The sequence below is a fragment of the uncultured Sunxiuqinia sp. genome (assembly GCF_947495665.1).
Classification (GTDB): Bacteria; Bacteroidota; Bacteroidia; order Bacteroidales; family Prolixibacteraceae; genus Sunxiuqinia; species Sunxiuqinia rutila.
Genome location: NZ_CANLZV010000006.1, coordinates 12,619 through 33,508 on the forward strand (window position 1 = coordinate 12,619; position 20,890 = coordinate 33,508).

The 20,890-nt window shown below is 45.0% G+C and carries 19 protein-coding genes and 1 tRNA gene; 8 read left to right on the forward strand and 12 right to left on the reverse strand.

Features of this window, described 5'->3' with window-relative positions; translation table 11 throughout:
• Positions 1-373 precede the first annotated feature (373 nt).
• Positions 374-1,375 (forward strand): GyrI-like domain-containing protein, encoded by a 1,002-nt coding sequence (locus Q1A18_RS09030; RefSeq protein ID WP_299578680.1) that lies wholly within the window; start codon positions 374-376, stop codon positions 1,373-1,375.
• A 10-nt stretch (positions 1,376-1,385) separates the two neighbouring features.
• Here Q1A18_RS09030 and Q1A18_RS09035 read toward each other — a convergent pair whose 3' ends face one another.
• From Q1A18_RS09035 to crtD, 6 genes are read right to left on the reverse strand one after another with little or no spacing between them, the layout of a single operon-like run.
• Positions 1,386-2,129 (reverse strand): hypothetical protein, encoded by a 744-nt coding sequence (locus Q1A18_RS09035; protein WP_299578682.1) that lies wholly within the window; start codon positions 2,127-2,129, stop codon positions 1,386-1,388.
• Positions 2,102-3,205 (reverse strand): glycosyltransferase family 2 protein, encoded by a 1,104-nt coding sequence (locus Q1A18_RS09040; RefSeq protein WP_299578684.1) that lies wholly within the window; start codon positions 3,203-3,205, stop codon positions 2,102-2,104. The genes Q1A18_RS09035 and Q1A18_RS09040 overlap by 28 nt, the downstream gene beginning before the upstream one ends.
• Entirely contained in the window at positions 3,198-3,809 is a 612-nt protein-coding gene (locus tag Q1A18_RS09045; protein ID WP_299578686.1) for a 1-acyl-sn-glycerol-3-phosphate acyltransferase, read from the reverse strand. Before Q1A18_RS09045 ends, Q1A18_RS09040 begins: the two co-directional genes overlap by 8 nt.
• On the reverse strand, positions 3,806-4,495 hold the full coding sequence (locus Q1A18_RS09050; RefSeq protein ID WP_299578713.1) for a fatty acid desaturase: 690 nt from the start codon (positions 4,493-4,495) through the stop codon (positions 3,806-3,808). The genes Q1A18_RS09045 and Q1A18_RS09050 overlap by 4 nt, the downstream gene beginning before the upstream one ends.
• A complete protein-coding gene (locus tag Q1A18_RS09055) occupies positions 4,495-5,139 on the reverse strand; it encodes a carotenoid biosynthesis protein (RefSeq protein WP_299578715.1) in 645 nt (214 codons plus the stop codon). The genes Q1A18_RS09050 and Q1A18_RS09055 overlap by 1 nt, the downstream gene beginning before the upstream one ends.
• A complete protein-coding gene (gene crtD, locus Q1A18_RS09060) occupies positions 5,139-6,599 on the reverse strand; it encodes a 1-hydroxycarotenoid 3,4-desaturase CrtD (RefSeq protein ID WP_299578717.1) in 1,461 nt (486 codons plus the stop codon). Before crtD ends, Q1A18_RS09055 begins: the two co-directional genes overlap by 1 nt.
• Before the next feature lie 111 nt (positions 6,600-6,710).
• Here crtD and crtI point away from each other — a divergent pair, with 111 nt between their 5' ends.
• The 3 genes from crtI to Q1A18_RS09075 are packed head-to-tail and all read left to right on the forward strand — an operon-like array spanning position 6,711 to position 9,702.
• Positions 6,711-8,195 (forward strand): phytoene desaturase family protein, encoded by a 1,485-nt coding sequence (crtI, locus tag Q1A18_RS09065; protein WP_299578720.1) that lies wholly within the window; start codon positions 6,711-6,713, stop codon positions 8,193-8,195.
• Entirely contained in the window at positions 8,179-9,012 is an 834-nt protein-coding gene (locus Q1A18_RS09070) for a phytoene/squalene synthase family protein (protein ID WP_299578722.1), read from the forward strand. Before crtI ends, Q1A18_RS09070 begins: the two co-directional genes overlap by 17 nt.
• The gene (locus tag Q1A18_RS09075) at positions 9,013-9,702 is read left to right on the forward strand and encodes a lycopene cyclase domain-containing protein (protein ID WP_299578724.1); all 690 of its coding nucleotides are present in this window, start codon (positions 9,013-9,015) and stop codon (positions 9,700-9,702) included.
• Between the two features lie 40 nt (positions 9,703-9,742).
• On the opposite strand, the gene Q1A18_RS09080 is transcribed toward Q1A18_RS09075, so the two are convergent.
• Positions 9,743-10,267, reverse strand: a complete 525-nt coding sequence (locus Q1A18_RS09080) for a YhcH/YjgK/YiaL family protein (RefSeq protein WP_299578726.1) — start codon at positions 10,265-10,267, stop codon at positions 9,743-9,745.
• A gap of 208 nt (positions 10,268-10,475) precedes the next feature.
• Between Q1A18_RS09080 and Q1A18_RS09085 the strand changes: the two genes are divergently transcribed.
• The 3 genes from Q1A18_RS09085 to Q1A18_RS09095 all read left to right on the forward strand — a co-directional run bounded on the left by Q1A18_RS09085 (position 10,476) and on the right by Q1A18_RS09095 (position 11,771).
• Positions 10,476-10,982 carry a hypothetical protein gene (locus Q1A18_RS09085; RefSeq protein WP_299578728.1) on the forward strand — a complete coding sequence of 169 codons (507 nt, stop codon included), beginning with the start codon at positions 10,476-10,478 and terminating at the stop codon, positions 10,980-10,982.
• Positions 10,983-11,042: 60 nt separating this feature from the next.
• Positions 11,043-11,570 carry a hypothetical protein gene (locus Q1A18_RS09090; protein ID WP_299578730.1) on the forward strand — a complete coding sequence of 176 codons (528 nt, stop codon included), beginning with the start codon at positions 11,043-11,045 and terminating at the stop codon, positions 11,568-11,570.
• Between the two features lie 128 nt (positions 11,571-11,698).
• A tRNA-Gln gene (locus Q1A18_RS09095) sits at positions 11,699-11,771 on the forward strand.
• Positions 11,772-11,847: 76 nt separating this feature from the next.
• On the opposite strand, the gene Q1A18_RS09100 is transcribed toward Q1A18_RS09095, so the two are convergent.
• From Q1A18_RS09100 to Q1A18_RS09120, 5 genes are all read right to left on the reverse strand, one after another.
• A complete protein-coding gene (locus Q1A18_RS09100; RefSeq protein ID WP_299578732.1) occupies positions 11,848-13,443 on the reverse strand; it encodes a sulfatase in 1,596 nt (531 codons plus the stop codon).
• A gap of 357 nt (positions 13,444-13,800) precedes the next feature.
• Positions 13,801-14,244 (reverse strand): response regulator, encoded by a 444-nt coding sequence (locus Q1A18_RS09105; RefSeq protein ID WP_299578734.1) that lies wholly within the window; start codon positions 14,242-14,244, stop codon positions 13,801-13,803.
• Positions 14,245-14,311: 67 nt separating this feature from the next.
• A complete protein-coding gene (locus tag Q1A18_RS09110; protein WP_299578736.1) occupies positions 14,312-16,519 on the reverse strand; it encodes a transporter substrate-binding domain-containing protein in 2,208 nt (735 codons plus the stop codon).
• Positions 16,516-18,729, reverse strand: a complete 2,214-nt coding sequence (locus Q1A18_RS09115; RefSeq protein WP_299578738.1) for a PAS domain S-box protein — start codon at positions 18,727-18,729, stop codon at positions 16,516-16,518. The genes Q1A18_RS09110 and Q1A18_RS09115 overlap by 4 nt, the downstream gene beginning before the upstream one ends.
• Positions 18,730-18,982: 253 nt before the next feature.
• Complete coding sequence (locus tag Q1A18_RS09120; protein ID WP_299578740.1) at positions 18,983-20,188, reverse strand: PAS domain-containing sensor histidine kinase; 1,206 nt, start codon at positions 20,186-20,188, stop codon at positions 18,983-18,985.
• 194 nt (positions 20,189-20,382) lie between these two features.
• Between Q1A18_RS09120 and Q1A18_RS09125 the strand changes: the two genes are divergently transcribed.
• Entirely contained in the window at positions 20,383-20,703 is a 321-nt protein-coding gene (locus tag Q1A18_RS09125) for a NifB/NifX family molybdenum-iron cluster-binding protein (protein WP_299578742.1), read from the forward strand.
• Positions 20,704-20,890 lie beyond the last annotated feature (187 nt).

Genomic DNA, 20,890 nt, shown 5'->3' on the forward strand with positions numbered 1-20,890 from the left:
TGATCAATACCCCTAAAATAATCATGCTTTAAAAAATACCTATAGTCAAAAGCTGAGCATTCCAACATCTTCATTACAAAGCTATAAATCGAGCAAGAAAATCAAAGCAAAAGCAACATAAGAAACAATAGCTATTTCAAAAATGCTACAAAACAAGTTTGCAATTAGCCTAAGTTCAAATTAGCGAACTTTCTTATCTGTAATTTCTCATTTATATCTGTTCAAACCTTATTAAGCAAACACAAGTCTTATGCAGTTTTCACATCAAGCTTTTAGTCTGCCATTCTACTGACATGACAAATGGATGAAACAGTCATTTTTTCGTATATTGAATGCACAAATCAAAAAAAAATCAGAATAGCGATTCCGACCTATGAAAACACTCAAAAAATTCTTTCTTGGCCTGCTGATCCTACTTATTGCCATGGCCATCATTGCCTTTTTCCTACCACGAGAGGTACATGTTGAACGAACAGCCAGCATTCAGGCACCCGCCAAAGTTGTTTTTAACCAGGTAAACAACCTTCGTTCGTGGGACAAGTGGGCCGTGTGGAACCAAATGGACCCGGATATGAAAGTGGATTATAAAAACAGAGGCATCGGCAAAGGAGCGGCTTATTCGTGGGAAAGCGAAAATCCGAACCTTGGAGCCGGTACCATGACCATCACCGAATCCGTTCCTTACGATTCCATTGCTACAACGATGAATTTTATGGAGGAAGGCCTGTCAACCGGTTATTTCCTATTTGAGGAGTCGGGACAGACCACGACCGTCACCTGGGCTTTTGATACCGATCTGGGCTACAACCCCATTGCCCGATGGATGGGCTTGTTGTTTGATTCGATGATTGGCCCTGACTTTGAACAAGGCCTTCAGAATTTAAAAATTGTTGCCGAAACCATTGTTCAGGAAAAGCGTCCGGTTGTAGAACTTGTCAACCTGCCGGCCTTTGACTTTGTTAGTATCCGACAAACCATTGAGCTGGAAGACGTGTCAGAGCAAATGGGAATTAACTATGGGCAGCTCATCAATTTCATCAACCAAAACGACCTGGCCATGACCAACATGCCTTACGCCATCTACCACAAGATTGACGGCAACCTGATTGATCTGGAATGTGGCATTCCGGTTAATTCTAAAGTTGAAGCCCAAGAGAACATCCAGACGGGCACCATGCCTGCAAAAACCTATGCCGCAGCCGATCACTTCGGCTCATATGACCATCTGGAGCAAACGCACAGCTTTATTCAAAAATGGATTCAGAACAATGAGCTTCAGCTGGCTGGCAGCCCCATGGAGCAATACCTGACTGACCCACAAAAGGAACCCGACGAATCGAAATGGGTAACGGCCATTTATTACCCAGTGAATTAGGCAGGAAGGGTTAATAACCAGCTTCGGAAGAAAGAAAATCATCCAACCAAGGGAGTCCGCCATATTGCCGATGAAGCTTCTGGCGGGTTCTTTGGTACAAAGCATCCTGATTGGTTTCAGAGTAGCCTTTCAGGATGAAAATTTCAACCAGCACTGTCAGGTAGTTGCAGGACTCTTCGCTTTCCTCAAACAACTCCAGCGCTTTGCGATAAGCCGCGATGGCCTGCTTTTTATCGCCCCCGAAAAGGGCCGGCCGGTTGTAAAGGGCATTGCCTTCTTCCAGCCACACCATGGGTTCATCCGGATCCACTTCCATAGCCTGTTGGATGGAGCCAACGACTTTAGGTCCCAAAAAGGGGGCTTTGTACCTGGCCAGACCAATCTTAAATGCATCGAAGGCGGCTTGCAAACTCAAAAGCCGGGCATTGTCTGGCTCTTGATCTAAGTAGCGTTCCAGCCGATTCTCTCCTTCCTGAAGTACTTCCTTAATCCTCTCCTTTTGATCGGTTCCGAAGTAATAACCGATAAGGCCATAGCGAGCTTGCAGGGCCAGAATCCCCCACTCCTGCTCTTCCGGATGCTTGTGTTCAATTTCTTCAATCCAGCGCATCCAGTTACTCATATCTCCTTCCAGATAGGCATTAAAAAAATGACACTGGTAGGTCTCCAGCTTTTGCCCCGATACGGGCAAAGCCAGGCAGAACAGCAAGCCAAGCAGCAACACGTTTAAATAGTTATTTTTCGACCTTTCCATTTTGCTTTTTTAGTTATTCGAAGGCGAATATTTTCAATCATCAGATGAGCCAGAAACACCATTTGCAAAGGATGAAACAAAAGGTTAGTCCAGCATTGCTGATGGCTTGCCCGAGAAACCAGCAGACGGTTCATCACAAGCAATGTACCATAAACAAGCAACCCGTTCCATCCCCAGGCGAAATATAAAAGCAATGGACTTCCCATGAGAACGATCCCAAAGAAGAGCATCAGCAAACGGCTGCCAAAGAAAAACTCATGCACATTTTTCACAAAGCCCTGCAAGGCTCCCGCATAATCCTGGTACATCCGACAAAAGACATCGCCATTTCCTAATAAAACAGCCACACGCTCCTGTTGTTTTTTCATCAGGCGAACCAGCTGGATATCTTCCACATGACGATTTTTAACTCGTTCGTGCCAATTATTCCGTTGATAGTTTTGTGCGTCAAAAAGCATAAACTGTCCATTGCCGGCGGCAAACAAAGGGTTACCCGATTTCAGCACAAGCTTCAGAGGCAATAAAGTCACTAAAATCCAGTTCATAACTGGCACTGTCCGTTTTTCAGAAGTAGTTTGCATCAGTTGCTGCGGAAAGAGAGATAACAGGCTTAGCTTGTTGGCTTTGAAAAAATCCACAGCTTTGTGCAGGACATCCGGTGCCAGAGTCACATCGGCATCCACAAACAACCAATAGTGTCCCCTTGCTTTTTGAGCCAGTTGGTGACAGGCAAAATTTTTCCCCGTCCAGCTGGGTGGTAAATCGTCTCCGCCAAAGTAATGAAGCCAGTCTGCATGCTGCTGCCATTCCTGTAAAATCTGCCCGGTTTTGTCTGTTGAATGATCATTGCACACCCAAACCTCAAGATCCGGGTAATTCAATTGAGAAATAGCTTGAAGTAAGTTCGGCAGGTTGTGCTCCTCGTTCCTGGCTGGCACCAACAAGGACACTTTGTCGTTGTGCTCGCTTCCGGCAGCAGGCAGGTAAGGTTTGCTCACAACATTGACCAGCGCAACCAAGGTGCGTAAAACAAGAAAAGTAAATACAGCCCAGGCAATGATTAAAAGATCAGTCATGTTGCTTGTTTATACATTCGTCCCGAAAAGAATTGTAGGCCAGCTCCATGCTCTGGGTTGTCCGCTCGCCCTCATAGTGTTTCAAACAAAACCGGATTAAAGGTTTTGAGCTGCTGAAATAATCCGTTAAGGTCACACAAAACCACACTTGAACGGGCTCGCCGGCATGTTTTAAAATCCAGGAAGCTCCTTTCCCAAAAGCAATGGTTTTAACCTGCTGCGATTGGATTTCCCCTTGCGGATAGAGACAAACCAGATTCTGATGAGCATGCAATAGCCCGGCAGCATAAGTCAGCGCCTCCAGCAGCTCGCGCGAATTCTTTCGTACTGAGAAAGCACCGCACCGGTTAATGAACATGCGCTTATGAAGTTGTTCTTCCAGCATCATCACATGAAAACGCTTCTGAAAAAAACGCTTGCTTAACCACAACGACCAATAACCGTCCCACCAGCTGAAGTGATTCTGAAGCAACAAAACCGGTCTCTGTGGATCAGCTTGCTCGTTGGCATGCACCTCAATTCCGCGAAAATGAAACGCCATTTTCCAGCGGAAATAAAGATCGAAAAACCAAATCGTTAGGGAATGATGTCTGGATTTGATCATAGCTGAATTTTTCGTTTATCTTTTTCGCGATAAAGTTGCCACCAAGGAATTCGGGGTATCTCGTGATGTTCCCAGTGGTAACCAAAGAAGTAGCAACTCAGCATGGCCCACCAATGCGGTCCCCGCTGGCTTCGCGCCCGATGCGGCTGCATACTTTCGGTGTGCGGTTTTCGGTGGGGCAGGTAGGTGCCCACAAAAAATAGCTGAAAAGTAGCCAGTACCGCCGGAACAATCCAAAACACAATCAACTCCGGAACAGCAAACCAAATTTTCAGCACATTAAAAGCAACCGCCATAAACAAGAGTTGCCAGATGGTGGCATAACGTTTCAGAAAGACAAACCACCAAACAAAGAAATTCTGCGAGCGCGTATAATAATCCGGATCCTTTTCAGTAGCCGGAAACTGATGATGCAAATAATGATTGGCCCGCAGTTTTTGGTAGCTAAGTCCGGCAAAAAGCAAGGATGAAATCCAGCCAAACAACGTGTTTACCTTCATGCTTCTGCTAATTAATCCATGCATGGCATCATGCCCGGTAATAAACAAGCCGGTATATAAGTAGGCCTGTAACATAACATGCAGGTAGGTCCAGCCAGAAGAAGGATCAGCTTGCAGATACAGCAGGCAGTAAAGCAAATGCCCCAGCCAACATATTAGCACGATGATTGCAATTAAAATTCCCATCAAGTTAAATTTAAAGTGAAGGTTAAAGCGAGAAAAAATACCAGTTGAGTCCCCAAGATCCATACGGCCAAAGGGTTCTTCAACGACACCCTTCCGGCACGCATCAAGGCAAAAATCAGGAGCGAAACCAGGTACCAGTCCAGGTAGTTTTTCAACGGAATATGGGCCAATTCCCAGCTCCACATTTTCAAGGCCGTGGCTACCGGTTCCATAATAAAATCAAACAGCACCATCAGCAGAGCTCCCAAAAACGGGAAATACCATTGTTCGTTGATTTTCGAGAAAAGCACAAAAACACCGTAAGCCAGGAGCAACCAATTGATTCCGATAAGCAAAGGGGTATTCATCAGTTTCAGCCCAAGTGCCGGCCCATAAGTGTAGTTTCCAAACAGCCAGCCCGTGTTGACGCCAATCCATTCGGTGACAAAACCAATGCAGGCGACAGCTGTCAGCATTAAAGCCGTTTTTACCGACCACTGCTGTTGAAAGTACAATAAAACCACTGCTGTCAATGATAAATTAAGCGGAGTTAGAGCCACAAATAAATCATACGTCCGATCCAATGAAAAGCCCAGTATCCCAACCAGGTAGAGGATGGCCAGAACAATTTTGATCCCTAAAATAAATTTGGCATTTTCTTTCATTAGCTCTTCCTTTTTTCTTCAACCATATCGGCCACAATTTTTGCCGAAGACAAGCACAGTGGAATTCCACCACCGGGATGCACGCTGCCACCAACGAAGTAAAGTCCGGGCACATCGCGCCGGAAATTGGCATGCCGGTAAAACGCAGCAAACAAGCTGTTTGAACTTGGACCATACATGGCTCCATGAAACGAGCCGGTCTCCGCCTCAATTTTCACCGGATCAAGCAACTCCTCAAACACAATCTGTTCTTCCAGCTCTTCGCCCAACATACGCATCAGCTTAGTCAGAATATGCTGCCGTGTCCGACGGTTCATTTCAGCCCAGTCTTGTCCAACATTCTCGGGTGCATTCACCATCACAAACCAATTTTCCATACCTTCCGGAGCATCATCCGGATTTTCTTTACTACTAACAAACACATACACCGTTGGATCATCTGAAATTTCCTTTTTCTCAAACAAGGACACAAACTCGGCTTCGTAATCTTCACTGAAAAAGATGTTATGCAAATCCAATTTGGGAAATGACTTTTTCATGCCCCAGTAAAAGATCAAGGCAGAAGAGGATCGTTCCAATTTTTCCATCCGCCGGATCCGCTTCTGATCAGGCAGCAGATGGGTATAAAACTGGTGAATATCCACATCGCTAACAACCACATCGGCAGGTTTCAACTCGCCCTGAACAACGATGCCTTTCAACGCCCCCTGATCCATCCAAACCCGTTCAACCGGTGCTTGCAGATGAAACTGCACTCCCAGCCGCCGCGCTTGCTCTGCCAGTGAATGCACTAGTTGAGCCATTCCCTTTTGGGGGAAATAAGCTCCCAGTTCATGCTCCAGGTGTGAAATCACACTCAACGTTCCCGGAGTTTTGTAAGGATTAGAACCATTGTAGGTGGCATAGCGATCAAACAGTTGCACCAAACGCGGATCGGAAAACGCCTTTGCATTCAGCTGATGCAGGCTCGAAAAAACTTTCAGCCGAAAAAACTGCAGCGCCCGAAGCAAATTAGCCCAAGTAAGCAACTTGCGAATGCGATGAAAAGAGTTGAAAATAAAAATCGGGGCCGTCAAGCGGTAAATCCGCTCAGCCTGTTTCAGGTAATCCAACAATTTGGCGGCTTTCACTCCGGTTTTTTGCTCCACTTCTGCGGCAAATTGCCCGGGATCAGCATAAGCTTTCAACTGCACGCCATCTTCAAAAAAATACGAGGTAATCACTTCCAGCTTCCGGTAGGGAAATCTCAGGTCTTCATCGAGCAGCTCATCCACCAAATGAGGCAGCGTAAACAGCGATGGCCCCCGATCAAAACGGAAACCAGCTTGGCGCGATTCCTTAACCTTGCCGCCCAAACAATCCGACTGTTCATACACCTCCACCTCCATGCCCAGTCGAGCCAATCGAATAGCGACTGCAATTCCTCCAATACCTGCTCCTATGACTAGCGCTTTTGACATTATTTCATTAATTTTAAGAAAGATAATACTCTTATCGAAAAAAAACTTGCTACTAGTTAAAACATTTTAGCTCCAATTTGTTTAACTAAACAGATAAAACTTCAAACAAAAATGAAAAAGAAAGTACTGATTGTCGGAACCGGATTAGCGGGTTTATCAACAGCCCTGCGGCTTACCACTGATGGCTACGAGGTTGAGATGGTTGAAAAATATCATCAACCGGGAGGACGCTTGAACCTGCTGACTCAAAACGGGTTCAAATTTGACATGGCTCCGACTTTTTTCAGTATGAGCTACGAATTCAAGGAACTGGCCAAGTACTGTAAAATCGCCATGCCTTTTGAATTTGTAGAGCTGGACCCGCTTTATGCGGTTCACTTTGAAGGCGATTCTCGTTCTTATTTAATCCATAAGAACCTGAAGAAACTGGCCGCTGAGTTCGAACACCTGGAACCCAATCTGGAAAAGAAACTGGAACGCTTTTTGAAATCAGCTGGCGAAATTTTTCACGACACCGAGCACATTGTCATCAAGCAGAACTTTGATAGTTTGCTGGGATATTTGCTGCAGCTTACCCGTGTCCCAATCAAGCACGCCCCAAAAATGTTTTATTCGATGTGGCGTGAGATGGAGAAGAATTTTGATTCGTTTGAAGTGAAAGTCATTTTTTCGTTGGTCGGCTTTTTCCTGGGAGCAACTCCTTTCGATACGCCGGCTGTTTATTCCATGCTGAATTACACCGAATTGGTACACGATGGCTATTACAACGTTAAAGGCGGCATGTACAAAATCGTGGAAGGCATGGTTGCCGAACTCGAAAAGCGCCAGGTGAAGATCCACTATGGGGTAGAAATTGACCGGTTTGAAGAGACTAACAAACAGCTCTCCGCCTTTTATGATCAGACCGGGAAGAAATGGGAAGCTGATTTGTTTGTGGTAAATGCTGATGCAGCTTCATTCCGCGGCACTATTCTCAACCGGAAGAAGTACAGCCCTCAGAAACTGGATCAGAAAAAATGGACGCTGGCACCGCTGACCATCTACCTGGGCTTAGACACCAAAGTTCCGGACATGTATCACCACAATTACTTTTTGCGCCGGAACTTTAAGGAATATGCCGGGAAGATATTCAAAAACGACATCAAGCTCGACAAGCCCTATTACTATGTCAACATTCAATCGATGCATAATCCGGACTACGCGCCGGAAGGCAAAGAGAGTGTTTTCATTCTGTGCCCGGTACCCGACCTAAGGTTTAAAGCAGACTGGAGCGATGCCGAAGAAATTGCGGATGCCATCATTGCCGATATGAGCCAGCGGACCGGCTTCGACTTTGCAGCACATACCGAATTGCGGACTGTTTATTCGCCCGAAGCCTGGGAAAGCACCTTCAACCTCTACCAAGGAAGTGGCTTAGGCCTGGCCCATGATCTGAACCAAGTTGGTGGATTCCGCCCGTCAAACAAAGACGAGGCATTCAACAACCTCTACTACGCCGGAGCCTCTACCGTTCCGGGAACCGGACTCCCCATGACCGTGATAAGCTCAAGATTAGTAACCCAACGAATTTTAAAAGACCATGGAACTTTATCGTAAAAACAACCTGGATTGCAGCCGAATTACCACCCGTAATTACAGCACCTCTTTCTCGCTGGGTGTTCGCATGCTGAATAAAAAATACCGGCCGGGCATATACAGCATTTATGGTTTTGTGCGGTATGCCGATGAAATTGTTGACACCTTTTTTGACCAAAACCAGGAAGAAATTTTTCAGGAATTTAAGCGGGAAACCTTTGTAGCCATAGAAAGAGGCTTTAGCATCAATCCGATTCTCGACAGTTTTCAGCATGCGGTTCGTCGTTATCAAATCGATCGGGAATTGATTGATGCTTTTCTTTTCAGCATGGAGATGGATTTACACCAAACCAGCTACGACCCACTCCTTCTGAAAACCTACATTTACGGGTCGGCCGAAGTTGTTGGGCTTATGTGCCTGCGCGTCTTTTATTCGGAAGAGCCCGAGCTGTACGAGCAGTTGGTGGAGCCGGCACGAAAACTAGGTGCTGCCTTTCAGAAAGTGAACTTCCTGCGAGATGCCCAGGACGACTTTGAAAACAAAGGCCGTATCTATTTCGAAAACATCGACTTCAATCATTTTGACTCGGAAGCCAAAGCACGGATTGAGCAGGAAATTGAACAAGACTTTGCCGAGGCTTACCAAGGACTAAAAGCCTTGAAAAAAGAAGTCCGCTTTGGCGTTTACCTTGCTTATATCTACTATTTAAGGCTATTTCGGAAAATCAAACGTGCACAGCCATCTCAAATTTTAAAGCAGCGTTACCGGGTTTCCAACCCAAAAAAAATGTATCTTTTGGCCAACGCTTATTTAAAAAATACGCTTAACCTTTTATAGATGGATTTGCAACATTTTACCTACGCCGGCTTGCTGCTGGGCACCCTTGCCATTCCGCTGGCCCTGAGTTTTGATCAAAAAGTTCGTTTTTGGACCAAATGGAAGTATTTGTTTCCAGCCATTCTGATTACGGCTATCCTTTTTATTTATTGGGATATTCAGTTTACCAAGGCCGGCATCTGGAGTTTTAACCACGACTATGTGTTGGGCTACTTCTACAAAGGGCTTCCGCTGGAAGAATGGCTTTTCTTTCTCATAGTTCCTTACGCCTGCCTGTTTATTTACGAAGTGCTGAAAGCCTACTTCCAGGCCTATGAATTCCCGCGCATTTTTGCTGCCATAAGCCTGGGACTGGTTGTCCTGTTCGCGCTCATCAGTTTTTATCATCAAAGCCAGTTGTACACCTTTTTCAACTTCCTGTTTGCAGCTGTCTACCTGGGCTATACCATCTTTCGAAACCGTTTCAAGCAACATCTCAGCAAGTTCTTTTTCACCTACCTGATCACGCTGATTCCCTTTCTGCTTGTCAATGGTGCACTGACAGCCATTCCTGTGGTTGAGTACCACAGCGAGCATATTCTCAACATCCGGGCATTTACGATTCCGGTTGAAGATTTTGGCTACCTGTTTTTATTGCTTCTGATGAATACAACCATCTACGAAACACTGAAGGAACAAAAGTACTATTAAGCCTTAGGAGCGCGGGGTAAACCCCAAAGAATTTGAACGGCTAATCCACTGCAATTTTGAATACCAGTTTTTTAACTGGTTTCGCTCCTTCATGATCCATCATCATGCATGGGCGATGAACATCGGAAGGAAAAAACACAAAATAGCACATTGGATTGGCTCTAAAATATTCGCCTTCCTGCTGCCCAAAAAAGATTAAATCGTTGGCCTCATCATATTTTTCAGGCGAAACGGCACGCGACAGGTCCAAAAGTCCCATCGTCTCCTCACCATCAATGACATACTGTAGATCAATATATTTTCGGTGTGCTTCCCATTTCGCGTCTTTCGGATTTTTCGTTGAATAGTTTGAAACCATGGCAAAAACATCATCACCCATCACCGGGTATTTACCTTCATCCAACGAAGTCAAGTCCTTTTTCAAAAATTCAAAAACAGCTTTCCAGCGCTCGGGATGGCTGTGATAATGGCTATAAAACTGGTTTAAATCAATCGACGCATGCGCCTTCATACTCAATCCTTCCTGCCAATCTGCCGCATGAAACCAGGCTTGCTCTTTGCTCATTTTTAGGGGGTATATGGGGTTATCAATAATTTTCCTGCTTCAAAGGTAACAAAAACAAGCATCTCTGGCTCCTAAAATGCTTTTTATGTAAGTTAATTATTTGGATATCTAAACGTTAAGAAATCATAAAATAGCTTTACTGACCAACGACATACCAAAACAAATTCACAACTTTGCAGTTGTAAATCATGAAAACAATGTTTAGCCAATGGATATAGTCGGAGTTGTAAAGTTAATTCATGTATTTCTGTTAGCCACCATCAAGTATTCCATCACCTTTCCCTACGCCTTGTTAATCGGACTGGATACCACTCAGGCCATTATCGCCATAACCGTCGGGGGAATTAGTGGTTTTTTCTTCTTTTATTACTTGAGTGCAGCTATCGTTCGGGTATTTAAAAACCAGAAAGTAGTGATCACCAACTTTGTTGACAAACACTTCAAATTCGATTTGAATCGGCTGTTTGCCAAGTTCAGGTCACGTTCATCCAAATCTATGCGGACCAAAAGGCAATTTGTCAAATTCAGAAACCGCTACGGATTCATCGGGATTATTATTGCCACACCTGTTTTGTTGAGTATTCCTTTAGGAGCTTTCCTGTTGAACCGTTACTACTCCCGTAAAAAACATGTGTTTGCCTATATGGTTCTTTCCATTTTGGGCTGGTCCATGGTATTTTCTTTAATTGTTATCATTATCCCGCATTCGATCTAGGCATGCTTCGCTTCAGTTGAATCAGCTATCTTTAGTCATGTTTTCAGAAAAGAATACAGCATGACCCGAGAAGAATTTTATACATACTTAAACGAATGGAGCGCCATTGAAACCCTGACCAGCTACCTGGTTGAGCATCCCGAAGAAATCAGCATGCTCGTGCAAATTGGCTTACATGATTCTCAAAAAGAAAGCTGGCGAGCCCTTTGGATCGTGGATAAAATTCATGAGAAGAAGCCGGCCTTAATCGGTCCTTACCTACCCCAGTTCATTGATTCGCTCCACCAGGTTACCAATGAAAGCAAGCTTAGGCACCTGTTAAAAATTATCAGCCTCAACCCAATTTTGCCTGACCGGCTAACTTTTCTGTTAGACTTTAGCATTGCTGAGCTGACCAATGCAGCCCGCCCGATAGCCATCCGGGTACATGCCATGCAACTGTTGTATGAAATTGCCCTCGTCGAACCGGAATTGCGGGCAGAAGTCATCCAACTCATCGAACATGAAATGACTTTTCATGCCTCGCCAGGCATTCTTTCACGCGGGAAAAAGATTCTCAAAAAAATTCACGCATTAGGTCAAACATAAAAGATCCTCATTTTCAATATGGTTCTTAATTCGCCCAAAAAAAATTGAAAAAAATTACTCCAAAACGCTTGTGGGTATATATTCTTTTCCTATTTTTGCAGCGTCTTTAAAGAAAAGGCAATAATGATTGACCCGTGGTGTAATTGGCAACACGTCTGATTTTGGTTCAGAAGAGTCCAGGTTCGAGCCCTGGCGGGTCAACAGAAGAAAAAAAGGAGTGCAAAATTGCACTCCTTTTTTTGGTTAGAAGAACCCCGAAGGGTTCTTCTAAATTGGATTAATCTTTTGTTACCTGACTTCCCCACCAATTGTTGTTTGGGTTGAAATCTTCCGATAAATAATGAAGCCGTTGTTTTTCCAATTGAGGCATTCTGTTTTTCTCCACCCTCTCCAGATGGGCTTTTTCCAGCTCAGCATCATACTCCGGATCTTTCTCCGGAAATCTGGCATTAACCTCATGCAGGTAATCAAACAAACGTGCATGCAATTCATCGACTTTCTCAGGCTGTACTGAAGCAAGGTCGTGCTTTTCTTCCATGTCCGTTTTCAGGTTGTACAATTCTTCGCGCCCGTCCTCATAATAATGAATGAGTTTCCAGTCGCCCAAACGGATAATGGATGAAGGCTCACCTCCTTGGTTTCCGTAATGCGGATAATGCCAAACCAAAGGACGCTCAGGCAATGATTTTCCTTGCAGAACAGGCAGCAAACTCACACCATCGGCATGCTCGTCTGGCAATTGAGTAATTCCGGCCAAATCCAGAATCGTTGGGTAAAAATCGGTTCCACTTACAGGCACATCGCTCTTTGTTCCGCCCTTAGTCAAACCTGGCACTTTGATGAAATAAGGTTCCCGGATACCGCCTTCGAACTGATAGCCTTTGCCTCCGCGAAGGGGCAGGTTGGAGGTCGAGAATGAATCACCAGCCGAAACCCCGCCATTATCTGAAGTAAAGATAACAATGGTATTCTCATCCAGCCCCAGCTCTTCCAGGCTGCTCAGCACGCGGCCAACGGCATCATCCATCGATTCAACCAAGCCGGCATAAACCGGGTTATCCTGCACCTGACGAATAGGAAGGAAATGCCCCATTTCATAGCCCGATTCGGCAATCCCAGCCTGCGCTGCCTTTTCGCGGTACTTCTGCCATTTTTCCTCAGTGGTTTGAATTGGCCCATGCACGGCGTAAAAGGAAAGAAAAGCAAACACCGGCTGTCCGGTTTCAGCAGGATTATTGGCCTTTAAATAGGCCACTGTTTCCTCGGCTAAACGCATTGATAAGTTTTCGCCATCCTTCCGGTTTTCGAGGTTCGGATTGTTGTAAGGAGAATAGTAACCTCCGATTGGACTCCCGGCATGCCAGCCCCCAATGTTTACATCGAAACCATGATCTTCGGGCCAAGAGCCTTTGTCTCCCAAGTGCCACTTCCCGGCAAAAAATGTCTTATATCCGGCCTGCTTCATGGCTTCAGGCAAGGTCAGATAGCTAGAATCCAGCTGAAACACATAGTTCGGGGGCAACAACTTGTTGTGTCGTTGTAGCTTTCGCCAGTTTTCGCCGACCGGTGCTCCAATCCAATCGGTAATTCCATGGCGCGCCGGAAATTTTCCCGTCATAATACTGGCCCGCGAAGGACTACACACCTGGCAGGCGGCGTAACCATTGGTAAATACGACACCCTCCTGAGCAATCCGGTCGATGTTAGGTGTTTCGTAAAAAGAACTGCCCATGCAGCTCAAGTCGTAATAACCCAGGTCATCAGCCAAAATAAAAAGAACATTCGGCTTGGGTTTCTCAGCCGACTGAGAACAAGACATAGCACTTAGAGCAATTGTTCCTCCTAAAAGAAGGAGTTGACGATTAGAATACATAAAATTTAATTGTGGTTTTTATAAAAATCAATCTACATCATTTCGCTTGCGCAAAGTCATTTGGAAAGCAGCAGATATTTTCCTTCCAACAAAGAGAACTTTTGGCAAGTTCCACTTCGCTCAATCCCGACAAACCAAAAAGGATCCTCCTGGCAATTCCAATGTTTAAAAGTAAGCAAGTTTTTTAGTCAAGAGAACTCCTGTTTCAATTTTGCTTCATGTTCTGGTCATGAATTGCAAACCCTCGAACCCAAAACACAACTCGAAATGAGTTCATTGCCATCCGAGCTGTGAACTGCTCAATTTTTCAGGAATTATTCGGAATACCTGTTCCAATGTGTCCCTGCAAAGTCCGTTTCAACGTTTTTGTTGATTCAACAACAGCCAGTAAAAACCGATTTCACGAATGGCATCCACAAACTTGTCAAAATCTACTGGTTTTACAATGTAGCTATTAACACCCAGTTGATAACTTTTCACCAAGTCGGATTCTTCCTTGGACGAAGTGAGCATAATAACCGGAATGACCTTCGTTTCCGGATGACTTTTAATTTCTTTCAACACATCCAACCCATCAATTTTGGGCAATTTCAAGTCAAGCAAGATAATTTTAGGGCGCGACTGCCGGGAGCGTTCATCAAACTTTCCTCGTGCAAAAACAAAATCGAGGGCCTCTTCTCCATCGCCCACCACCAGCACTTTATTGGTCAGTTTATTCTTCTTCAGTGCTCGAAGAGCCATTTCGGCATCCAATGGATTATCTTCGACAATCAAGATCTCCACTTCATTTAAATTCTCCATTCGTTAGTTCATTTAGCAGGTTTATTTTTAAATATCCTTAAGGTCTCTATTGCTGACTTGTTTATTCCTATGCTCCATTCAACGAAAAGTAAAATGTAGCCCCCTCCTGTAACTCGCTCTTAGCCCAGACCTGCCCACCATGCCGCGACACAATGCGCTGCACAATGGCCAGTCCAACCCCGGTGCCTTTAAATTCCTTTTCGGTATGCAGGCGCTGAAACACGCCAAACAACTTATCCTGGTATTTGGGGTTAAAGCCAGCTCCATAATCCCGGATAAAGAAAACTTGTTCTCCTCCTTCTTCCCATGAGCCAATCTCAATTTTCTTAACGCCTGACTTTTCACTGTACTTCAAGGCGTTGCCAATCAGGTTCTGCCAGACTTGCTTTATGAGTGAATAGTCGCAGGCTATCTCGGGCATGGCTGAGATTTCAAGGACAAACTGCTCTTGTTCTTTCCGGCTTGCAAGTTCCTGAAAAATGGACTTGGCCACTTTGCCCATATCAACTTTACTCATCCGCATTTCAGCACGCGAAATCCGTGAAAGGTTTAGCATGTCCGTAATCAACCGATCCATTTTGGAGGCATTATTCTGAATAACCCTAAGGAAACGCTTCCCTTCATCATCCAACTTGTCTGCATAATCTTCCAGTAAAAAATCAGAATACCCGTTAATAGCACGCAAGGGAGCTCGCAAATCATGAGACACCGAGTAAGTAAAAGCATCCAGTTCCTTGTTGGATAATTCCAGCTTCCGGCGCTCTTCATTCACTTCTTTACTAACCTGATTCAGATCCTCAACCATATACAACAAGGCTCTCTGACTCTTATCCAGTTTTTGTACTTTTTCCTCCAACTCTGCCGTGCGTTGAGCAACCTCAATTTCCAGATTGGCTTTCAAGGCCAGCAATTCCCTTTCGGATCGTTTCCGTTCAGTTATGTCCCAAAAGGTAACCACAAGGCCTACAATCTCCTCATTTTTATGAATCGGGTAAGAGAAAAATTCCGTAGGAAAACAACTGCCGTCGGCCCGCCAAAACACATCATCTTCATTATGAATTCCAGTTCCTGAACTAAAGGCCCTTCGAATATCGCACGCCGCTGTTTCATAGTAAGAACCATCGGTTTTGGTATGGTGAATCAATTTATGCATGTTTCGTCCAATTACCTGACTCCGGTCCTCATAACCCAAAGCTTTTAGTGCCGATTGATTAATGAAGGTGCAGTTGCCGCGGGTGTCAGTGCCATAAATTCCTTCGGCGGTTGAATTGAGCAACAGGCGAATCTGCTCCTCACTTTCTTTGAGCCGGCTTTGCTGCTCCTGAAGCACCCGCCAGGTTTTTTTATGCTCAATAATTTCTTCGTTCAGATGCCGGGTTCGCTTTCCTACCTCTTTGCGAAGCAGTACAATCCACAACAGCGATAAGACCACCAGCAAGGGCACAAAAATCCAAAGCACCACCTTGAGCAAATCAGCTTTTGTAAAATGTTCCTGAAATGCCGGACCAAACCATTTCTGATGGATGGCCTTGTAGGTACCATTGGCCATCACGATTGACAGCCCTTCATTCAGTTGCGCTAACAAGGCTTCGTTGCCTTTTTGAACAGCAAAACAAAACTCCTGCCGAAACTCGGGCAGAGGGGCTTTCAGCGGAACCACCGTTTGCAGGTTCAGGCGCTCCATGATTTTTAGTCCAATAATACGCTGCGTAATAACCGCATCGCCCTCGCCGGCCGCCAACTTCGTAAAAGCTTCATCAAAAGTCGTGGTGGTATAAATCCGGTCAGAAATACGTTCGCGACGTACAAATTCGTCTGCCACATCGCCTTTCATCACCAGAATTTCTTTATTCTTTAAATCAGCCAACGAGTGGATGTCCTGATTGTCGCGCCGCACAAAAATAGCGCCGTGCAGTTGGATGTAAGGAATGGTGAAATCATAAAGAACTTCTCGTTCCGGAGTTCTTCCCACAATCGGAAGTGCTTCAATAGCTCCTTCGGCTAAGTCCTTCTTCAAGCTCACCCAAGGGCCTAACTTAACTTTTACATTCAGGTGAACAGCTTCAGCTGCTGCCCGGAACAGATCAACGGCAAACCCAACGGGCTTGCCATTTTCATCCAGCAAACAGTAGGGTGGGTAATCGGGCTCTGCTCCCAGCAAAACAGTCCGGATAGTATCGGGTTCCTGCATGTGGGAACTTGCCTCAACCAGTATTGCGGGGGATGCAATCAAAGCCAACAAGAATATGCCCAGGCGTATCACGATTCTGTTCATGCGTTCTTCTCTTTAAGCTTTTCTATTTCGTCGCGTAGTTCTTTAATCCGGAACTCACGTTCGATGGTGGCATCATAAAACCGCTGCAATTCGTCAACACGCTCTTGCAGTTCTTTCGTTTTCTCATCCACCTGAATTTCCAGCTGCGCTTTTAGCTCAAGCAAATCAGCTTCGGCCTTTTTCTGTTCCGTAATATCTCTTCCAACACCAATAATACCAACAATCTTTCCTTCGTCGTTCAGCAAAGCCACATCGTTCCAGGCCAACCATTTCCAACCTTCCTTGGTCATGGCACGCTGCTCCAGCGAGACCCGGTAAGGAGGCTTGTATAACTTTTTCATGGCTTCAGCCGTGCTCCACTGATCCTCTTCATGCACAAGCGGCATAAATGTTTTTCCCAGCAATTCTTCTTCGGTTTTTCCAAACATCCGGCAATAAGACGGGCTCACAAACAGAAAACGACCTTCGACATCGACCTTCACAACAATATCCGACTGGTTTTCAACCAAAAGCCGGTAGTTATTCTCGCTTTCGCGTAAGGCCTTTTCGGCTTTCTGCTGTTCGGTAACGTCTTTTACAAAAGAAAACGACAGGAGTTTATCCTTATACTGAAAGTAATTGACCGTGACCTCCACCGGAAACTCGGTTCCATCTTTTCGTCGGTGCGTCGAAATAAAGGTATTGCTCTTCTTCTTGCTCTTAATTCCCTCCCGATGCTTATGAAAATTTTTGGCATTGAATGGAGGAGCAATGGTAAAAAGCGAACTGCCAATCAATTCTTCGGTGGAATACCCCAGACTTTTGGCAGCATAATGATTGGCATAAATAATCGTTCCATCTTCTTCGACCTGAAAAACACCCACCTGCGCATGATCAATCCCAAACTGAGTCAGCTCCAAGCGAAATTCTGCTTGTTTGCGCTCGGTTACATCGGTAACCAACACATGCCGCGCCGGGCGTTTATTAAACACAACAGCATGAGAAGTGATTTCCACAAAAATCAGTTCGCCATTCTTTTTGAAATGACGCCATCCCCGGGTTCGCTCATATTCCTGAGCACCCAGCCTGACACTCTCCATTAAGACAGGGATGTCTTCCTCCGGGCGAATATCTTTAATGGTCATTCCACAAAATTCTTCCTCGGAATAACCATAATGGTTGATAGCCGCATAATTGACCTTCAGAAAAGCAAGCGTTTCGAGGTCATAAATCCACATTGGCTGCGGATTATTTTCAAACATGACCCGGTATCCTTGCTCCCTTTCTTTTAGCATTTCATGCATTTGATAGGCATCGGTTACATCGCGAAAAACAAGCACAACACCCGTAATTTCACCCTGTCCGTTCCGAATGGGTGCCCCCGAATCGGCAATCTGGTATTCAACACCTGTTTTTGAAACCAGCTTGGTGTGATTCGCCAAACCAACCACTTCACCGGTTTTTATCACCTTGCTGACCGGACTTCTGGCTGGTTCGCCAGTTACACTATTGAAAATATGAAAAACCTCCTCCAGATTTCGGCCGGCTGCATCCTCCGGATTCCAGCCCGTAAAATGGGCAGCTACCGGGTTTATTCGGGTAATGGCACCCTTAACATCGGTGGCAATAACAGCATCGCCAATGGAGTTTAGGGTGATGCGCAGGTTTTCTTCGCTTTCCCGCCTCACTTCTTCCATGCTTCTTCGCTCCAAACAGCGGCTCAGGTGGGTCGTTATGGCCTTCAACAGGTTTCGTTCTTCCTTGAAAAAAGGTCCTTCGTCGGCTTCCGGTCGCTTTTCCAGATAAGCCACTTCCACTTTGGCCAGCAGCCGATCGCCGGTATAGCTCTCTTCGGTCAGCATCCAAGGGGTCTCCTTAAAATTGGAGGTTTGCCCGGTCTTTTCACCCACATGCAAGCGCACGCCGGTAGCTTCCGGATATTGCCAGGCAGGAGGGATCAAGCTCAGCACCTGCTGTAAAATACTGTCTGACGAAACGGATCTGTCTTCGGTATACTGAATAAGCTTGTATAATGCACTCAGCTCTTTGGCACGTTTCTCAAGCGATTGTGATTTTTGATCCAGTTCCTGTTGGTACTGATTCATTTCTTCCAGCAATTCCTGGAACTTCGCGTCTGACCTCCGATCATGCTCTTTGTTGAGCAACCCATTGATCCGTTCTTTTAAGGTCTTACCAATATTTGATTTGAGTGGACTGCCATCTGATTTCATAATTTTGCTTTAGTAGGTTAACTACTCCACCGACCTGAAACCATTATCGCAGGAAGCATGTTTTCTCCATAATCTACCGCTCTAACCGTTCAGGTCATTGCCTCCAATCGTCTTCCTTCTTTCTTCATCTGGTTAATCTATAGAAAATTACGGTTTATTTTCTTTTTACACAAAAAACAAGGTCATTTTTTATGTTTGCAAATAAAAAGCAATTTTAGGAGCAGTTGGCCGGACAACTTGCCATAAAACCAGATCATCTTTGCAAATCAATATCTTTAAACACTAAATCCACTTGTGTACCTTTCCCCACTACACTATTTACCATGAGCTGGATGTTGGTTTTCTGAATCAGTTCGTTAACCAGCACCAGGCCTATTCCATTCCCTTTTTCTTGGGCTGTCCCCAGTGTTGAACCAGCAACAGAACTAAAAAGCGAGGCCAGTTTTTCCTTGCTCATGCCAACACCATGATCAATAACCGATAAGGTTTTAGCATGATACCTCAAAAGGATTGTTCCTTCGTGGTAAGAATATTTCACCGCATTCGACAAGAAGTTGCGCAAGGCAATTTTCAAGATAGGACCATTACTAAAAACCCGTACATCTTCAGGAACGTCATTTTGCAGACTGATTTTTTTGTTGTTTAGTAATGGTTCAAACTCAGCGGCAAGTTCAAAAATCAATTCACGCAAAGCAATCGGGTGGTTATTCTCCGTATTTAAACATTTGGCCTTTGCCCACTCCATCAGACTCGCAGTCATGTCATAAGCCTGACCAGCTGTTTGCTGAATAATGCTCAAAAATTCAGCGTCAGCCGCCCTATCATCGTTTTCCTCCGTGTTTTGGGCCAATAAATCGGCAAAGCCGATAATGTTGGACAAAGGAGTACGCAGATCGTGCAGGATGGCCGAGAAGAGGTTCTCCTGCAAATTCAGCTGCTCTGAAAGCGACCGAATTAGGGCTCGGTGATTTTCTTCAATGGCCTTGCGCTCCGAAATGTCGAAGACAATGCCTGTTAAAAACAAGGGTTCTCCCATCGGTCCTCGCTGAGTGATGGTTCCGCGGTCGTAATACCATTTCCAATCGCCATGTTTGGTTTTTATGCGATATTCCACCTCATAAGCATCCGATTTTCCGCTAAGATGATCGCGCATATTTTGCATGACAGGCTCGTAATCATCCGGATGCAGTTTATCGGTAAAAAACTGGTATTCGCAGCCCTGTGGAACCTCCGTTAGATCATAACCCAGCGTAGTTGCTTTCAGCGCATTGAAGCTGACCTTATTGGCTTGCACATCCCAGCTCCATTGCCCCAGGTTACCCGCCCAGGCAAACTTCAGCTGCTCCACTTCCTTTAGCTGATTGGTCAAAGCAGCCAGCAGTCGGTCTTTTTCCCGTAGGCGCTCAAGCAATTCATCCTTGCTTTGATGCTCATCAATTGTTCCCATAATACGTTCCATTCATTTTGTCACAATCCCATTCAAAGTAAACACTTTTAAAGGAATCAAAAAGAACCAGTGAAACAATCGTATTCCGCAGCTCTCTGAATCTCAACGATATTTCTGAATAAAAAAAAATCAGCCCAATTCCTGTTTAATGAACAAATGTTCATTATATTTGTGTCGTTGTTTATTTTCATTTATTCTTATAAATCATGAAAGTTGCCATTACATCATCCGGAAAAACAGGCTCTTCCAAAATTGACAATCGCTTTGGAAGGTGCGCTTATTTTGCGATTCACGACCTGGAGTCAGACAAAACAGAGTTCATCAAAAATCCAAACAAGGATGTCAATGAAGGCGCAGGTCCAGCTGCCGCTCAGCTAATCGCATCACAAGGCGTTAAGAAAATTATATCAGGCGAGTTTGGAGGAAAAGTGAAAACCATTTTAGAAGACCTTCAAATTCAGATGATCATGGTCAATGGTCCGGAACAGACCGTTGAGGAACTTATTCGATTAATGACCACCAGGTAGAAAGGAGGTGTTATTATGCCCGGATTCAATAAAAAAGGCCCAGCGGGAGAAGGTCCCTTATCAGGCAGAGGCAGAGGTTGCTGTGCAGCCAAAGGTCAAGGCCGTTTCTCTACCCAAACAGGTCAACAGGAGCCCAACACTCCTGAAAATAAACAAGAGGAAAGATCAGATCGTCTTTGGGGCTTAA

Excerpts from the sequence above, each read along its gene's own strand:
- Q1A18_RS09030 (WP_299578680.1), top strand. The coding sequence starts at position 374 with ATGAAAACACTCAAAAAATTCTTTCTTGGCCTGCTGATCCTACTTATT.
- Q1A18_RS09035 (WP_299578682.1), bottom strand. The coding sequence starts at position 2,129 with ATGGAAAGGTCGAAAAATAACTATTTAAACGTGTTGCTGCTTGGCTTG.
- Q1A18_RS09040 (WP_299578684.1), bottom strand. The coding sequence starts at position 3,205 with ATGACTGATCTTTTAATCATTGCCTGGGCTGTATTTACTTTTCTTGTT.
- Q1A18_RS09045 (WP_299578686.1), bottom strand. The coding sequence starts at position 3,809 with ATGATCAAATCCAGACATCATTCCCTAACGATTTGGTTTTTCGATCTT.
- Q1A18_RS09050 (WP_299578713.1), bottom strand. The coding sequence starts at position 4,495 with ATGGGAATTTTAATTGCAATCATCGTGCTAATATGTTGGCTGGGGCAT.
- Q1A18_RS09055 (WP_299578715.1), bottom strand. The coding sequence starts at position 5,139 with ATGAAAGAAAATGCCAAATTTATTTTAGGGATCAAAATTGTTCTGGCC.
- crtD (WP_299578717.1), bottom strand. The coding sequence starts at position 6,599 with ATGTCAAAAGCGCTAGTCATAGGAGCAGGTATTGGAGGAATTGCAGTC.
- crtI (WP_299578720.1), top strand. The coding sequence starts at position 6,711 with ATGAAAAAGAAAGTACTGATTGTCGGAACCGGATTAGCGGGTTTATCA.
- Q1A18_RS09070 (WP_299578722.1), top strand. The coding sequence starts at position 8,179 with ATGGAACTTTATCGTAAAAACAACCTGGATTGCAGCCGAATTACCACC.
- Q1A18_RS09075 (WP_299578724.1), top strand. The coding sequence starts at position 9,013 with ATGGATTTGCAACATTTTACCTACGCCGGCTTGCTGCTGGGCACCCTT.
- Q1A18_RS09080 (WP_299578726.1), bottom strand. The coding sequence starts at position 10,267 with ATGAGCAAAGAGCAAGCCTGGTTTCATGCGGCAGATTGGCAGGAAGGA.
- Q1A18_RS09085 (WP_299578728.1), top strand. The coding sequence starts at position 10,476 with ATGGATATAGTCGGAGTTGTAAAGTTAATTCATGTATTTCTGTTAGCC.
- Q1A18_RS09090 (WP_299578730.1), top strand. The coding sequence starts at position 11,043 with ATGACCCGAGAAGAATTTTATACATACTTAAACGAATGGAGCGCCATT.
- Q1A18_RS09100 (WP_299578732.1), bottom strand. The coding sequence starts at position 13,443 with ATGTATTCTAATCGTCAACTCCTTCTTTTAGGAGGAACAATTGCTCTA.
- Q1A18_RS09105 (WP_299578734.1), bottom strand. The coding sequence starts at position 14,244 with ATGGAGAATTTAAATGAAGTGGAGATCTTGATTGTCGAAGATAATCCA.
- Q1A18_RS09110 (WP_299578736.1), bottom strand. The coding sequence starts at position 16,519 with ATGAACAGAATCGTGATACGCCTGGGCATATTCTTGTTGGCTTTGATT.
- Q1A18_RS09115 (WP_299578738.1), bottom strand. The coding sequence starts at position 18,729 with ATGAAATCAGATGGCAGTCCACTCAAATCAAATATTGGTAAGACCTTA.
- Q1A18_RS09120 (WP_299578740.1), bottom strand. The coding sequence starts at position 20,188 with ATGGAACGTATTATGGGAACAATTGATGAGCATCAAAGCAAGGATGAA.
- Q1A18_RS09125 (WP_299578742.1), top strand. The coding sequence starts at position 20,383 with ATGAAAGTTGCCATTACATCATCCGGAAAAACAGGCTCTTCCAAAATT.